This window comes from Tolypothrix sp. PCC 7712 (assembly GCF_025860405.1).
GTDB lineage: Bacteria > Cyanobacteriota > Cyanobacteriia > Cyanobacteriales > Nostocaceae > Aulosira > Aulosira diplosiphon.
In genome coordinates this window covers 7,985,073-7,999,433 of the sequence record NZ_CP063785.1, presented here as the reverse complement: position 1 = coordinate 7,999,433, position 14,361 = coordinate 7,985,073, and the positions used below count along the sequence as shown (strand labels likewise).

Below are 14,361 nucleotides of genomic sequence, written 5' to 3'. Positions count from 1 at the left end.
TTATTTAACCCTGCTCGTCTAACAACTCGTTGAGTGTGTTGCGATCGGCAATACCCCGCAGGATAGCATTGATAATTGGAGCATCATAAAAATCCAAAGGCTCACACAGCAAATCTTCATCTCTCTCACCGTCTAATATCAGGTGAATGGCAGCTACGAGATTAACCAAACCAGCTTTGATCAATTCTTCCAGCACAGGTTCTAGCTGTTGCTTCACTTGTGCATCATTTACCGTCGTAACTACCGTAGCAATAAACCACCCAAACCGTTGTAACTCATAGCGCGTCCCCGCAAATGCTGCCTTTGCCTGCCGCGACAGGCGACGATAGTCTTTAGCTTGGGTGGTTTCGCCTAGTTTTTCAGTAATATCTGCCAAAATATGGTAAATTTTCCAAATCTCAGCCGCAGCAGGGTCTAATGTTTCCTCGATAGCCAATGCTTCTTCTGCTAATTGCCGCGCTTCTGGGAGGCGGCAGGGTTGGTTTTGCAGGAGGTCAGCGAGGTTGTTGAGTGACCTTGATGTTTGTAACCTATCTCCCGCAGTTTTTGCACCTGCGATCGCCTTGCGAAACCAAGCCTCTGCATCTTCCTGTTTACCAGTGTCTGCATTTATTAAAGCTAATTCATTCCAAGTCGTTACAGCACCTTTTAGATTCCCTTGAGATTCATTAATTCTTGCCGCTTCTCGGTAGGCATGTTCGGCAGCATCCCACTCCTTAGCTTGTCCATACACCCTACCCAGTTGATGCCAATACATAGCTTCCACTGCTGGTTCATTCAGTCGCTGGAAAGTAGTCAGTGATTTAATGAAGCATTGTTCTGCTTCTCGGAGGTTACCTTGGCGCAGAAATAAGGTGCCGAGTTCCCCATTTGCTACTGCAATACCTCTAAAGTCGTCAATTTCCTCTTTAATAGCTAATGAAGCCTCATAGGCTTCTCGTGCTTGATCGTAATGCCCCATATACATCAGCGCAACACCCAGATCAGCCTGCAAATTTCCCATCTGACTCTTTACATCGTTAGACTGTTCCAAATGCGTTGCCATTGCCAACCCCTGATGGTAAAACTCTGCTGCCTGTGCTGTTTGTCCTTGAAACCGCAAGCAATTTCCTAGATGATTTAAAGTCAGACAGCCTTCATAACTCGGTTCCTCACCTAAGCCCGTGAGTATCTCACGAAACACCTGTGCCGCTTCTTGATAGCGTCCGGCGTTATATAATTGCTGACCTACATTAGTCCTGGCAAGATACCATGTCTGGGAACCTACTTCCACCTGCACCTGTTCAACTCGTTGGGTGAGTGCAACGCTATCTCTGTTGAGTCCGAATACCTGGAGAATATGGTTTACATTACGAACAAACTCCACCACCCATTTTTCCCCCGTATCCAACGAGCCGTTGACTGCATACAGCAAATTCGGCAGTTCTCTCTGGGCAATAATACGGGTAAAATAAGGATCGTTGCGATCTTCAAAATACAAATATTTAGATGATTCATAATGCCATAGGCGATAACGGGCGAGGAGTTCGCTTTGTACTTCCGGTGACAAGCGCGACCACAAAACAGGGGCTAAGGTGGGATGAAATTTCAGGAAAGGAACACTAAAACCAGGCAGATTTTCTGGTTGTATCAAGCCTGTATTTTCCAGTGCTGGGCGTAGCTGTTGCCATTGTGACTCAGAAATCTCGGTAATTGCTAACAATAAATTTTCCATCGCCCCTCCCTGAAACACGCCTAACTTCGGCAACAACTCCCGCGCCTTATCATCCAACCGTTCCAAAGACAAATTCAAGGATGCTAACAAGGGATTATCGGGTGTTTCCTCAATTAACGCTGCCAACCGTTCCCCCAACTCTGCCACAGGGCGCATTTTCAACTGTCGTGCCAATAAGCCGAGGGAAAGCGGATGAAAATCTACTAACCGAAATAATCGCCTCAACTCATTTCGTTCTGGCAGTTTATATACAGGTGATGGCGGTAGCTTCCACAAACTCTGGATATAAGCCAAAGCATCTTCCCACTCTAAGCCCGACAATGGTAATGAGCGATGTTTTAAACTGCCTTCAATGGCATAATCTGAATGATAAAAATTCGGTGTGCGGCTGGTGAGTAATAGGCGACATTGCCCTACCTCAGACCATTGTTTCGCCACGGTTAACAATTCTTGCAATGCTTCTGGCTGTAAGCTTTCCAAGTTATCTAAAATTAATAACGTCGGTGTTTGCCCCAAAGCAGCAGTCGCGGCTGACACATCAATTAAATTCTGTCCCAATACCGTCGCTAAGGTACTGACCGCCAAGCCTACAGCATCCACACCCTGAAACGCGGCATAATTCACAAAACATACTTTCTCAAACATCCCCGTGCGGGACAACCACCGCCCCGCCTCGGCTGCTAAATAGGTTTTTCCCTGTCCACCAAAGCCGGATATGGTAATACGCCGCGTTCCTTGAATAAACCAGCGTTCTATTTCCCATAATTCCCGACTGCGACCGAAGAAACCAGCTTCTTGGAGTTCGGGGAGGTTGGTAGTAGGTGGGGGGGATGAGGGAGATGAGGAAGATGAGGAAGATGAGGCGGATGAGGGGGTTAATAAAGGGGTATCTCCGGCGGCTTGGTATAAGGCTGGGAGAAACCAGTCTTGTAATTTGAAAATTATTTGCTTGTCTCCTCTTCGCCTTTCGCCGCGTTCTTTGTTGAGGTACAAGTCCCGTCGTCCATTATCTAAGGCTGCGCCGATACCTTCAGCCCGCACTAAGCGTTGATAAAATTTGGCAAACAATTGATGGGCTGTGACTACTAATACTGAATAGGTCATCGCCAATACTGCGGGAATCCCTGCATGGGTTAATCTGGCGGCGACACAACCCATAGCATCCTCACCCGCCACTGTTGCTGACTGACAAGCAGAGAGAACAATTAACCCGACTTTTTGACGGTGCAGCATTTCTCCCAAGGTTTCGGCGCTAATCAGGGCCATCTTGCCTTCTGTATTCTCAAATAACAGATAACCCATATTGCTGCCATTGCCATTTTCCCCTTTGGTCGCTCCTTCTGGGTCACTAGATTTCGCCAGCTTATGGAATCTGCCATCAGGGTCATATACGCCATGCCCATCAAAGTGGACAATATCAATCGCTGGTAGGCGTGAGTCTTCTAAGCGGGCGACTAAATTATCCAAAGTCGCGGGACGCAAAAATTCTACCTCAATTTTTCCTGCTGCTTCTTGAGCCACAGCATCTAACACCGCTTTGGCTTCTCCACGAGGGTCAATAAACCCCGCATCACTGGGACGACTGACTACAAATAGCAACCGCAAACTCTCTTTTGGCTGAACTTTAAACGGTTTGCGTCCACCACCCGCCCCCGCCAAGCGACGACGCACAGAAATCCGGGGATTTTCATTAAATAAATAGATATCTGATGCTGGGTCGCGTAACAACTCCCAAGGTAGAGATAAAATTGCCGGATGACTGGCGCTAATAGTTAATAAGCGTCCTGGTTCATCTGCATCTTGAAAATCATTAAATATCCTCTGGGCGGCGCGATTCTGAAAAACAGCCTCAAATAAGCCTGCACCCCATTGTTGAAAGTTATCTTCAATCCGCTTCGCCCGTTCATCATCCACATCAGCCGTGTAACTTTTAGCATAGACTTCAAAATACCAGCGAATATCTTCCAAGTCTTCGGCTGTTAAGGGAGATATAAAATTTAGCGTGTTAGTTTCTTGGTCATCAAGCCTGACAATAACTTGATTAATTTCCGGAAAACGTAAATTTAATTCCATATTCAGGCGAATAGCAGCTTAAGTATAGGGATGATTCGATTGTAAATAAGCTACCGCCACATTTGCTCGATTCCCAGAGTTTGGGGAAATGAGAGATGAGGAAGATGAGGAAGATAAGGGAGATGAGGAAGATAAGGGAGATGAGGAAGATAAGGGGAAATAACAAACACCAAACACCCAATTACCCATTACCCATTACCAATTACCAATTACCAATTACCCATTACCAATGCCCAATGCCCAATGCCCAATGCCCCATGCCCAACCCTGTAAGTTAAGATCACCAAAAGTAAAAGCTGAATATTACTGTGAAAATCTCGCGCAAAAGAGCAGCTAGCGTGGAAAATATTGAGAGTGTTCCCCAAAATTATGGATAATTCTCCTGTGGTCGCTCAAGCAGATGCATCTCCTAACTACACTCCAGAAAATACGCTTCCAGTTGATTCGGCTGGGAACAGGGTAGGAAGTGATTTTGATTCCCTGATGATGCGGCGGTGTTTGGAACTCGCCCGTCGTGCTTTGGGACGCACTTCCCCAAATCCTTTGGTGGGTGCAGTGGTTGTTAAGGATGGGGAAATTGTGGGGGAAGGGTTTCATCCCCGTGCTGGTGAACCTCATGCTGAAGTTTTTGCGCTCAGAGCAGCAGGAGAAAGCGCTCGCGGTGCTACTGTTTATGTGAGTTTGGAACCTTGCAACCATTACGGGCGCACTCCGCCTTGTTCGGAAGGTTTGATTAATGCGGGAGTGTCAAAGGTGGTGGTGGGGATGGTAGATCCAAACCCACTAGTAGCAGGCGGCGGGATTGCGCGGTTACGTGCTGCAGGTATAGAAGTTTTAGTAGGCGTGGAAGAAGCAGCTTGTCAGCAACTCAATGAAGCTTTTGTACATCGCATTCTCTACAAACGCCCTTTAGGTATTTTGAAGTATGCCATGACTTTGGATGGCAAAATTGCTACTACTTCCGGTCATAGTGCTTGGGTAACAAATCAAGCAGCCCGCGGTGAAGTTCATCAACTACGGGCTGCTTGTGATGCTGTTATTGTGGGCGGTAATACTGTGCGGCAAGACAATCCTTACTTAACTAGCCATCAGGTAGGGGCCCATAATCCCTTGCGGGTGGTGATGAGTCGCCATCTCGACTTGCCAGAAAATGCTCACCTGTGGGAAACAGAGGAAGCTCCTACTTTAGTGTTAACGGAGGTAGGCGCTAATCCGAATATTCAAGAAATGTTACGGCAAAAGGGTGTAGAAGTGGTGGAGTTCACGTCACTCACACCAGATAATGTCATGGGGCACTTGTATGAGCGGGGTTTTTGTAGCGTTCTGTGGGAATGTGGTGGTACTTTAGCTGCAAGTGCGATCGCACAAAGAGCGGTGCAAAAAATTCTTGCCTTTATCGCTCCCAAAATCATTGGTGGTAGTCATGCTCCCACGCCTGTAGGCGATTTGGGTTTTACCACGATGACGGAAGCTTTAACTTTAGAAAATGTTCGCTGGCGTGTAGTTGGTTCTGATTGCTTGGTAGAAGGTTATTTACCCCAACAACATCAATAGCCAATAGCCCAATTTTACTGCCCTGACACTGAGGACTAAGATATTGCGATCGCTCTTGTCTTAACACTGTCGTTCATAAGCTAAATCGCGAATCAAAGACAAACGAGATTGTATGTAATCACAGAGAAAATCTGTTTCTTTCGGTTCTAACAATGCTTGGGTGTTGGTTTGTTTGACTAACCATTGCACCAAGCTAGCATCGTCTAGCTGTAATAGGGTCTTGGTTTGCGCGGTTTCAACCACAGACCATAGCTGACGCATAATCGTAGGAGTCATCAGACCTCAATTTCATTATTAGCTTTAGCTGTTTTCAGATTACACAATTACAGCAGCAAATAACGGAATGAATGTCGAAGCTGAGATAAGTATTATTAAAACCTTAATAAACTGATTTATTTCTTTATGAACGTTCAGAATCAGTTATTTAAATTGACAAATTCCTTTGAAGATTTGACTAAAATTATACAGTATATATGCTTAATTTTACTAGTGTTTTTTGAAAAAACAAAATTAGTGTAACTGCCTACAACCAAATAGAATTACATAATAATTGGTATAATTTTCGACTTTATAGTTGTTGCTGGTAATAAATCTCTATTGCGCCTACAGCTTTTAATAAGGGTGAATCTAAATTCTCAATCCAATCAGCAACTTCCCGCGCCAAGCCTAGTGTGACAGTTCCACCTGATGATTCTAAGCGATCGCTAATCGTTTCGGCTTTAATTTGCTGTAATTGATCGATTAAGTTATTTAATCTATCTGAAGACGGATATCCAGTATCAAGCATCGATTTTCCTACATCTAGCGCTTGATCAATCAGCTTCAGAAATTCTACTTTTTTTGCTTCCATCTTTTTAATTAGAGATATTGGTAAATAATGTTGCGATCGCCGTTTATGAGCATCTCAGTTTTTGGATGTCGGTTAAATATCCAAAATTGCGATCGCAACTTTGTACAAATTTTATCTGGAAGTGATTAATTTGGCACCTTTTATAAAGGACACTTAAATTCTGCTACTTGCAATGGGGTTCCTTCAGACCATTTTAAGTTTGGATCTTTGGAATTCTGAATAAATATTTGCTGTCCGCCGCCTGGATAACATTGTGAAGGTTCTTGAGGCGCGACTATTCCTTGATACACTTTCGTTCCAGCCGGTACAGTGACTGTTAACATTATTTTCGCTTGGTTGCCCCATTCTTGTTTTAAGGCTAATTTTCTAATTACTTCTACATTATTGTTGTAAAGATTGGTAGTGAGATATCTACCAAATTTATTAGTATCACTACTGAAGTAACGGTAGTAAGTTTTAGCTTCTGTGAGTTTCACTTCTTGACATTCAGATTTTAAAAATGTTACTGCAATTTCTGTGGGTAACGGGCAAGTAGAAACAGAAGTAGAAGTATTAGCCTGTGCTTGTAAGCTAGCTTGATTTGCAGCTTTATTTTGAGCCAAGCTACTGCTAGTCATGGTACTCAGGGAGAGAGAGCATAAAGCAAGGGTGGTAAACAAAGGCTGGTATTTTGCCATAGTGGTTTTGAAATCAAAAACTCATTGTTGCTAGTATATAGTTATACCTTTATTGATTGAATTTGTACAGAAAAAAAAGTAATACCAATTTGAAACAAGAATGCGACAGATGGATTGACAGAACTCTTACACAAAGACTAATTCTCAATCCAAAATCTAAAATCTAAAATCCAAAATGGTATAAATAGTGGGTATCTTCAGTCACCCATAAAAAATAGCTCCCCGAATTAACATCGAGAAGCTGAAAGGTTAACCAAAGCAAACTTTAACTAAAATTATTCTTGATACTCAACCCAGCTATTTGCTGTTTCTGAAACCCTTACTTTGAGTTCTACATTTGGCGGTAACTGCTGCTTAGTTCGGTCATAAATATACTTGGCAATCATCTCAGCAGTGGTTTCATATTCTGGGGGTAAGACTTCATTAAGCACGCAGTGGTCGAGTCCTCCTTTAGTTACGTCTTGTTTCGCCCAACGCAAAGTTCTAAAGTCAGCCACCATAACCGGATGTGGACAAAATTCTGAAGAGTGAAGTTGTGATGATTTTGCCTCCATTCTGACTTTATAGGTATGCCCATGCATCCGGCCACAAGGGCCATCGTAATCTTTGATGTAGTGAGCGCTATCAAATGTAAATTCTGTTACTAGTTTCCATTCGGGCATTTTGCAATCACCATAACGAGTGCTAAGTCAGGAAGCAATTTCAACTTAGCACACAGCAAACCTGCCCCATCAGGTTGTCAGTTACGTATTCCATAACTACAGGCTGTTGGCTATAGCGTCCTGATTGCTGTTCGAGAAGCGATCGCCTTTGTAAAGACAAAAGTGCTTCTAATAATTCTCCTTCAGAAATTTTCGGTACAACATCTTGTTGTAATTCCGTTAGCGTTACCCAGGTTTGTTTGAGTGCTAGGGAGTACATGACTTGCTTTTCGTTAGCAGACAGGCGGTGAAACTGTTGCTCTAAAATTACCCAAATGTCACCGAAAACAACTGGCCCTTGCTGTAAAAATTGGGAAATATCGCCATCAAATAAGCTCTGGATCGTTGTTGCAGCAATTTTCAATGCTAAAGGATTACCTGTATAAGATTGAATTAGCTGCTTAGTTTCGGCTACTGAATTGACTAATCCTTTACTTGAGAGGATTTGCTGCGATTCTAATTGTGGTAATCCAGTTAATTGAAGCGATCGCACTGGCAAAGTGTCACCTTCCCTTGCTGTAAACCCGCTGGGAGTCTCCCTAGTAGTAAATATCAAACAACTTTGATGTACTTCGTCTCCCACACGGCGCAAAAGTTGACCATATCCCTCATATCCTGGGGAATAATGTCCTGCGGTTTCCCCTTCCTGAAAAATCGATTCGATATTATCCAGCAAAATCAAGCAGTGTTGGGAACGTAAATACTTAATCAAACACGAAATTTGACCATCTGTGGTTTCTGGTAAATTTACTTCTGTCTCTTGCGAGAGAAACAGAATTAAATCCCGCAGGAGAGTAGAAATCGGTGGGCGATTACGGAGACTACGCCAAATTACAAAATCAAACTTACTCTGTAACTGTTCTGCTACCTTCACAGACAAAGCTGTTTTACCTATTCCCCCCATTCCTAGCAGCATTACTAAGCGGCATTTTTCTTGGATAATCCACTTTTCCAGTAATGCTTGTTCTGCTTTGCGTCCATAAAAAATTGAAACATCTATCGCTTCTCCCCAATCTTGACGGCGCTGGGGTTTCGCATTGGGAAATGCTGTAGTGTTAGATCCTGCTGATTCTGCTGGTACAAAGTTGGCATAATACCTTCGCAGCACTGTTTTAACGTTACTTTTAGCGATGTTTTCTCCCAGTGCTTTTGAAAGTGTCTGCCATAACCGAAAGCCTACATCTCGGATGTAATCATCGTCATAACCTGAGCTTTCAGCAATTTCTGCATAGGTATATCCTTTCCAGCACAATCGCAATACTAACTCTTGAATGTTACTTAAATGCTTTGTCTGCAACACTCTGTCTAATACCAGCATTGCTTGCTCGAAAGTTAATTCTACGGCTGTCACATAAGGTCGTCCTACTAAAGCTGCACTAACCTATCAACGCTTCATCAAGATTTTATGCAGTCAACCCATCAATTTACATTTCTTAGCAAACTGGGTAATAGGTAATAGGTAATTGGTAATTGGTAATTGGGTGTTTGGTGTTTGGTGTTTGGTGTTTCCCCTTGTCCCCTCATCTCCCTCATCTCCCTCATCCCCAGTCCCCAGTCCCCAGCCCCCAGCCCCCAGTCCCCAATCCCCACTTAAAAATCCCCTCAGTGATATAGGGAAATCTAAAATATCACTAAGGGGATAGTTTTTATCAAAAAAATTTCTCCAGTATTTCACACCACTAAACCCCTTGATCAAAGCAGGTAATATGTTATAATCATCTGCGTTGATTAGTGGTTACGCTCAAAAACGGAGCGCAGCATTAATAGTAATCGTGTTGTGGTTCCGGTTCTGGTTGAGTCATTGCAAAGTTTGATGCGTCGTAAAGGTAGCGGCTTGCTTCCTCTTCTAAACGATGAATCAGATAAGGCTCGATTGCGTTGCCGTGCCGCAGAGCGGCGAGATATCCATCCAAATACATCCGCATATCATCCATGCGATAACCACGATTCCATAGCTCGACGAAGGCGTCGGTCAGTCTTTGGTAATAGCGGATGGTTTGTGTGTCTTGGAGCATAACTGCTGAATTAATCTCTTTGGAATGAGAATTGTAAATGATTCACGCGGAAATGTGAAGTGTCACTTTCCCCCTGGCATTGAGTCAAAATCAATATCTCTGTTTTGGGCATTACCCTCCAGCAGCTACAACGTATTTAGATCCTATTCCAGAAAAGCGAGAATAAGATTATTTGGTAAGCTATTTTTATAATTTACTTTTAGTAACATCTCAGCTTTATCTGTGTAAGTCAACACTAAACTGATGCAAGGTGCAATCTGTTTTCACCATCAAGCTGAAAGATAAGAAAGACAAATAGCTAAGGGTTAGCTTTTTGGTGATTAAGTTGTGTTGGATTACTGCGTTGTAGGAGCTTGGATGTTCATCTAGCACTAATTTAAATAATTATAACAAAAATTTAATAAAATTACTAATTGGCTGGGGCTAAAGCATAAGTTAAACTTCTAGCCAATATTTCTATAAGGAAATATAAAGAGAATAGTAGTAGGAGTAACAAAGACTACAAAACCTTGAGACTGGGCTTGTTACTTTGAAATTCATCAACGCTAAGGGGTCTTGCCACCGTGGGTTCGGTTTGTATTGAAATCGTTGAGGGGAATCCCCATCTCAGGTCGTTGCTAGGTTGGCACTTACAACAGTTGGAATATCGAGTACACCAAGCCGCCAGCATTTATCAAGCAAGGGAAGTGTTTTTAAACCAGCAACCAACATTGGTAATTCTGGATGCTGATTTACCTGATGGTGATGGCATTGAGTTTTGCCGTTGGTTGCATCGTCAACAACAACCTTTAATTTTAATGCTATCTGCTCGTAGTAATGAATCTGATATTGTCGCTGGTTTGAAGGCGGGAGCAGATGATTACCTGAGTAAACCTTTTGGAATGCAAGAGTTTCTCGCCAGAGTAGAAGCACTAATTCGCCGCAACCGCACACCAGTAGCACCAGCTTATCTGGATTACGGTTCGCTGCAAATTGATTTAGTGCAACGCCGGGTGAGATTTCAAGGGGAGTTTATTGACTTAACACCCCAAGAATTTAGTTTATTATACGTTTTAGCCCAAGCGGGAGGAGTACCTCTTTCTAGATCCGAGTTACTACGTCGTGCTTGGCCTGACGCTATTGACAATCCCCGAACTATTGATACTCATGTTTTATCGCTGCGGAAAAAAGTTGAACTAGATCCTCGCCAACCTAGTTTAATTCAAACCATCCGCAATGTGGGATACCGATTTAACATGGAAATTTTGAATTCCAATATTCCCAACTCACCAGCAAAGTTAGCTAAAGAGAGATTTAGCAATCAGCGTTCAACCCTTAGTACTCAACGTGTATAGCTGAATCAGAGCAGAAAATTCAAAATTAAAAAATTTCATAGATTTTTGACTTTTGACTTTTGACTCTGGACTCTTAATCAACCCCATTCTTCAGAGGCTTGAGCTTCTGCGTGCATCAAGCTGGTGCGTAAGTTGAACCAGTCTATTTCAGACACTGGTTGATTTGCCAACAACCGACCTTGTTGTAGGTGTAAAAGTCGGGTGCAAAATTCCTGTGCTAGTTCTAGCTGGTGATTTACCATCAGAATTGTGATGTGATGAGTGGTAGCCAGCTGGGTTAAATTTTCTATAACATGAGACGCTGTACCAACATCCAAGGCAGAGGTTGGCTCATCTAATAATAAGATTTTTGGTTGGATAACTAAAGCACGTGCGATCGCTACTAGCTGTCGTTGTCCAGCAGAAAGTTGCACTTCCGTCCTTCCCAACCAATCACTAGGGATACGCAGTTGTTCTATCCAATGACTTACTCGTTGCTGAATTGTCTGTTTGGATAAACCACGCAAAACTAGTGGATAAGCTAAAGCTTGCTCAACTGTCATCCCTAAAAGCTTAGACTCTTGCAATACCAGTGTCACTACCTGGCGTAACTGGAATATAGGAATTTGGCGATATTCCTGATTTTCCAGAAATATTTTGCCATTAGTCGGCTCAATCAGGCGGTTTATCAGCTTGAGTAAGGCTGTTTTTCCTCCGCCTGATGGGCCGACAATCACAATCCGTTCTCCAGCGCGTACCTCGAAACTCATATCCTGCAATATTGGGTATCCTTGATGATTGCTGGAAATTTGGGTTTTGAGCTTTGTAAATAGATTGACTTGCTCTAACCTGAGTGTGGCTTTAGGGGTGACATTATCCAAGTTCAAGTTGCTGGGGAAAGGGTCAATATAATTCGTAATTGATAATAGCCTGCGGCAAGCCCTTCGGGTTCAGCAGTTGCTTCAAGTCGGGAAACCCGCCCAACGCACTGCTTCACCACTGCGCGTCTACGTAATTCGTAGTTAATCTTACTGGAGTTGAAAGAAGAAATAAATATTTATTTTTTCCTTCAATACCCTGATTTACTATGCCTTGTTAATTACGAACTACGAATTACGAATTAGTAATTATTGATTTAAGGCTGTGGTGATAGTCCAGCTATCTACCAACAGTAATAATAACGTGAAACCTAACAAAATTATATACATCCAAGGCTGGGCTAACGGGCGAACATCTGTAGTATCTATACCCGTTTTTTCTTGTACTTGTCTTACCAGTTTGGCAAATCCCGCTACACGCACTGGTAATAAATAAGCTTGTCCTGACTGGCTGAGAAAATAATATACTATACCTCCTTGACCTGTGGTGCGGGGTTTTAATTCTTTGACATCAGACCAGTTTAATAACCAACCTTTACGAAAAAATCGCGGTACCCAGACAGGATAAGTCACCTGAATTCCTTGGTCATCTAAAATGACTCGTTCTGTCAACACTGCATACAAAGCCATAAAACCAATTCCAATTCCTAGCCACAATAAAGCTGGTGGTGTAGGTGCTGCTGTTACCTGCGCTAAAAATGGTAATGGAACTGTGAGTGCTAAGTATAAACTCAGCAGCGTTATTCTAATCAACGGCGAGAGGCGAAAAACAGAAGTTGAGGTGTTAACTAAGTTTGCAGTCACGGCTCAATTACAATCATTGACTTTTATTTCATCCTAACCAAGGACTGAGCAAGCCGTTCATTTTCGCTGAAATTAAAGAGCTGCTTTCACACTTTGGCATATAAATACAGCAAGCACTTTAGTGCTATGTTCAGCATTAAAGTGCTTACTAATTTAGAGAATTGCTTTTGCGATCGCATCTCAATAGTACTTTTATACTAATAAGCTCAAGAATTAAGGTAAATACTTTTGGACGACACTCCAACCTGTGAGTGATACCCAAGCAAAACCTATAAACAGAATAATATTTGTGCCTACGTGTAAAGTTCTCACCCAAGGTCTTTCGGGACTAATTTGGGTTGCACTAACAGCAGATAGCAAAACTAATCCTACTACTACCAACCCAGCAGCCAAGTGAGATGAATGTCCTAGCGAACCGAAATGGCCCAACGTGCCAATAATACCAATCGCCAGTAGTAGTAGCACTAAACCGACCATACTAATGCCTATTGTATAGTGGAGCGATCGCATCCCCGCATTTCCTCTATTTAAGAAAGGTATATTAGGGGGATTTTGCGAACTTCTCGCTTTAAACATCCAAAAACCGGTGGTCGCTAACATCACGTATGCTAGCAAGGATAACCCCATTGACCAAGCCGCTATTTTCCACAACCAAAGAAAAGAAGGCAAATTCATACATTGATTGTAGAAGAGAAAGGGTCATGGGGGCTGAGGATTAGGGATTGGGGACTGGGGAACTCGGGGCCCCCTCTGGGGATAAGGGGTAATGGGGACTGGGTATTGGGGACTGAGAAATGAATTAGGAGATAAAAAAGCAAAGGGGACAAGCAACACCCTATTAACCCTCTTTTATCTTTTTCGGGGAAGAATAATCTGGAATGCTGATAGCATAAGACTTTTACCAAGAAAAAATCATTTCAGCCATTGTGTTAGAAAATAAACGCTCAAATGTCCTTTCTATCTACAGTTCAAAATTTGGCTTTGATTTTTCTTTTCCTGGAGTGACAAAAGCGGGATTAATATGTAAATTCTCTCAAATCTCTTCCTTAATACCTGTTAAAACGTTTCTCTAACAAACACCAAATACCAAACACCAAACACCAAACCACTACTCAACAAAAAAGGCTGCTGGCTTCAGCAACCCCTAATTTTGAGAAAATTTTTTTAATCAACGGAAGCTAAACCAGCGATTGTTAAAGGTTTTGTTGTATCGTCAGTTTTTGTATTAATTGGCTGCACTATTGATGTTTTATTAATAGAGTCTATTGCTACTGATGAGCTGCTACCCAACTCATAAGTACCATCCTCATTAATTGCAAGGCGAACACAAGGAATAGTATCCGATAATATTGCGCTTGCCATCATCCCTGTATGAATCTCCATTTGAGCTTCTTTAGGGGCTGCAAACACGAGCCGTTGTCCAGGAAAAACAACCCTTTCAAAATACCAATTAGGAATGTTGGAGATGCGGGCAACCTGGATTTTGCTCGTGGCATTTACGTAGCAGCAGAGAATAGTTCCCGATTGCTCAGGTGGTAGTGGATCTAATATTTGAGCCATAACTGCTGAGGAGCTTTACGCCACAATTTTACATTACATCTGTAAAAGTAACACTGGGCGATCCCCATAAGCTGTAACTCCGACTACCAACTGCATATTTCTGCAATATTTCTATCTAAAGATATGTATAAGTTGTGAAACTTTTGTAAATATATCTAATTTTTCTATAATTATACACTATAAAGGAAGATCTTGTATATGCATTCCTTGATAAACAAGTTG

The 14,361-nt window shown here is 42.5% G+C and carries 15 protein-coding genes; 3 read left to right on the top strand and 12 right to left on the bottom strand.

Translation table 11 applies throughout. The features are described from left to right. Window positions 1–4: 4 nt before the first annotated feature. Window positions 5–3,787 (bottom strand): tetratricopeptide repeat protein, encoded by a 3,783-nt coding sequence (locus HGR01_RS32535; protein WP_045868142.1) that lies wholly within the window; start codon window positions 3,785–3,787, stop codon window positions 5–7. Window positions 3,788–3,927: 140 nt separating this feature from the next. Here HGR01_RS32535 and HGR01_RS32530 point away from each other — a divergent pair, with 140 nt between their 5' ends. Both HGR01_RS32530 and ribD read left to right on the top strand, forming a co-directional pair. After that, window positions 3,928–4,065, top strand: a complete 138-nt coding sequence (locus HGR01_RS32530) for a hypothetical protein (protein WP_155538977.1) — start codon at window positions 3,928–3,930, stop codon at window positions 4,063–4,065. Between the two features lie 91 nt (window positions 4,066–4,156). Then, window positions 4,157–5,341: a bifunctional diaminohydroxyphosphoribosylaminopyrimidine deaminase/5-amino-6-(5-phosphoribosylamino)uracil reductase RibD gene (gene ribD, locus HGR01_RS32525; RefSeq protein ID WP_045868143.1), complete on the top strand. Its 1,185-nt coding sequence runs from the start codon at window positions 4,157–4,159 to the stop codon at window positions 5,339–5,341. A gap of 60 nt (window positions 5,342–5,401) precedes the next feature. On the opposite strand, the gene HGR01_RS32520 is transcribed toward ribD, so the two are convergent. The 7 genes from HGR01_RS32520 to HGR01_RS32490 form a co-directional block, all read right to left on the bottom strand. Continuing rightward, window positions 5,402–5,617 (bottom strand): hypothetical protein, encoded by a 216-nt coding sequence (locus tag HGR01_RS32520; RefSeq protein ID WP_045868144.1) that lies wholly within the window; start codon window positions 5,615–5,617, stop codon window positions 5,402–5,404. 292 nt (window positions 5,618–5,909) lie between these two features. Continuing rightward, window positions 5,910–6,191, bottom strand: coding sequence for a hypothetical protein (locus HGR01_RS32515; RefSeq protein WP_045868145.1), 282 nt, complete (start codon window positions 6,189–6,191; stop codon window positions 5,910–5,912). A 140-nt stretch (window positions 6,192–6,331) separates the two neighbouring features. Beyond that, window positions 6,332–6,868 (bottom strand): hypothetical protein, encoded by a 537-nt coding sequence (locus HGR01_RS32510; protein ID WP_052335062.1) that lies wholly within the window; start codon window positions 6,866–6,868, stop codon window positions 6,332–6,334. Window positions 6,869–7,143: 275 nt separating this feature from the next. Further along, complete coding sequence (locus HGR01_RS32505) at window positions 7,144–7,530, bottom strand: 6-pyruvoyl trahydropterin synthase family protein (RefSeq protein ID WP_045868146.1); 387 nt, start codon at window positions 7,528–7,530, stop codon at window positions 7,144–7,146. Window positions 7,531–7,570: 40 nt separating this feature from the next. Continuing rightward, window positions 7,571–8,920, bottom strand: coding sequence for an NB-ARC domain-containing protein (locus HGR01_RS32500; RefSeq protein ID WP_052335063.1), 1,350 nt, complete (start codon window positions 8,918–8,920; stop codon window positions 7,571–7,573). 68 nt (window positions 8,921–8,988) lie between these two features. After that, the gene (locus HGR01_RS32495; RefSeq protein ID WP_264264436.1) at window positions 8,989–9,159 is read right to left on the bottom strand and encodes a hypothetical protein; all 171 of its coding nucleotides are present in this window, start codon (window positions 9,157–9,159) and stop codon (window positions 8,989–8,991) included. A 170-nt stretch (window positions 9,160–9,329) separates the two neighbouring features. Beyond that, complete coding sequence (locus HGR01_RS32490) at window positions 9,330–9,584, bottom strand: DUF6761 family protein (RefSeq protein WP_045868148.1); 255 nt, start codon at window positions 9,582–9,584, stop codon at window positions 9,330–9,332. A 563-nt stretch (window positions 9,585–10,147) separates the two neighbouring features. Between HGR01_RS32490 and HGR01_RS32485 the strand changes: the two genes are divergently transcribed. Then, a complete protein-coding gene (locus tag HGR01_RS32485; protein ID WP_045868149.1) occupies window positions 10,148–10,918 on the top strand; it encodes a response regulator transcription factor in 771 nt (256 codons plus the stop codon). Window positions 10,919–10,995: 77 nt separating this feature from the next. Here HGR01_RS32485 and HGR01_RS32480 read toward each other — a convergent pair whose 3' ends face one another. The 4 genes from HGR01_RS32480 to HGR01_RS32465 all read right to left on the bottom strand — a co-directional run bounded on the left by HGR01_RS32480 (window position 10,996) and on the right by HGR01_RS32465 (window position 14,139). Next, the gene (locus HGR01_RS32480; RefSeq protein ID WP_045868150.1) at window positions 10,996–11,778 is read right to left on the bottom strand and encodes an ATP-binding cassette domain-containing protein; all 783 of its coding nucleotides are present in this window, start codon (window positions 11,776–11,778) and stop codon (window positions 10,996–10,998) included. Between the two features lie 246 nt (window positions 11,779–12,024). Beyond that, window positions 12,025–12,579, bottom strand: coding sequence for a hypothetical protein (locus HGR01_RS32475; protein WP_045868151.1), 555 nt, complete (start codon window positions 12,577–12,579; stop codon window positions 12,025–12,027). Window positions 12,580–12,792: 213 nt separating this feature from the next. Further along, window positions 12,793–13,254 carry a DUF4079 domain-containing protein gene (locus HGR01_RS32470; protein WP_045868152.1) on the bottom strand — a complete coding sequence of 154 codons (462 nt, stop codon included), beginning with the start codon at window positions 13,252–13,254 and terminating at the stop codon, window positions 12,793–12,795. Between the two features lie 489 nt (window positions 13,255–13,743). Then, window positions 13,744–14,139 carry a DUF1830 domain-containing protein gene (locus HGR01_RS32465; RefSeq protein ID WP_045868153.1) on the bottom strand — a complete coding sequence of 132 codons (396 nt, stop codon included), beginning with the start codon at window positions 14,137–14,139 and terminating at the stop codon, window positions 13,744–13,746. Window positions 14,140–14,361 lie beyond the last annotated feature (222 nt).

Bases quoted from the DNA above. Each gene is read 5' to 3' on its own strand.
- HGR01_RS32520 (WP_045868144.1), bottom strand. From the start codon at position 5,617: ATGACTCCTACGATTATGCGTCAGCTATGGTCTGTGGTTGAAACCGCG.
- HGR01_RS32515 (WP_045868145.1), bottom strand. From the start codon at position 6,191: ATGGAAGCAAAAAAAGTAGAATTTCTGAAGCTGATTGATCAAGCGCTA.
- HGR01_RS32510 (WP_052335062.1), bottom strand. From the start codon at position 6,868: ATGGCAAAATACCAGCCTTTGTTTACCACCCTTGCTTTATGCTCTCTC.
- HGR01_RS32465 (WP_045868153.1), bottom strand. From the start codon at position 14,139: ATGGCTCAAATATTAGATCCACTACCACCTGAGCAATCGGGAACTATT.
- HGR01_RS32530 (WP_155538977.1), top strand. From the start codon at position 3,928: ATGAGGAAGATAAGGGGAAATAACAAACACCAAACACCCAATTACCCA.
- HGR01_RS32490 (WP_045868148.1), bottom strand. From the start codon at position 9,584: ATGCTCCAAGACACACAAACCATCCGCTATTACCAAAGACTGACCGAC.
- ribD (WP_045868143.1), top strand. From the start codon at position 4,157: ATGGATAATTCTCCTGTGGTCGCTCAAGCAGATGCATCTCCTAACTAC.
- HGR01_RS32470 (WP_045868152.1), bottom strand. From the start codon at position 13,254: ATGAATTTGCCTTCTTTTCTTTGGTTGTGGAAAATAGCGGCTTGGTCA.
- HGR01_RS32505 (WP_045868146.1), bottom strand. From the start codon at position 7,530: ATGCCCGAATGGAAACTAGTAACAGAATTTACATTTGATAGCGCTCAC.
- HGR01_RS32535 (WP_045868142.1), bottom strand. From the start codon at position 3,787: ATGGAATTAAATTTACGTTTTCCGGAAATTAATCAAGTTATTGTCAGG.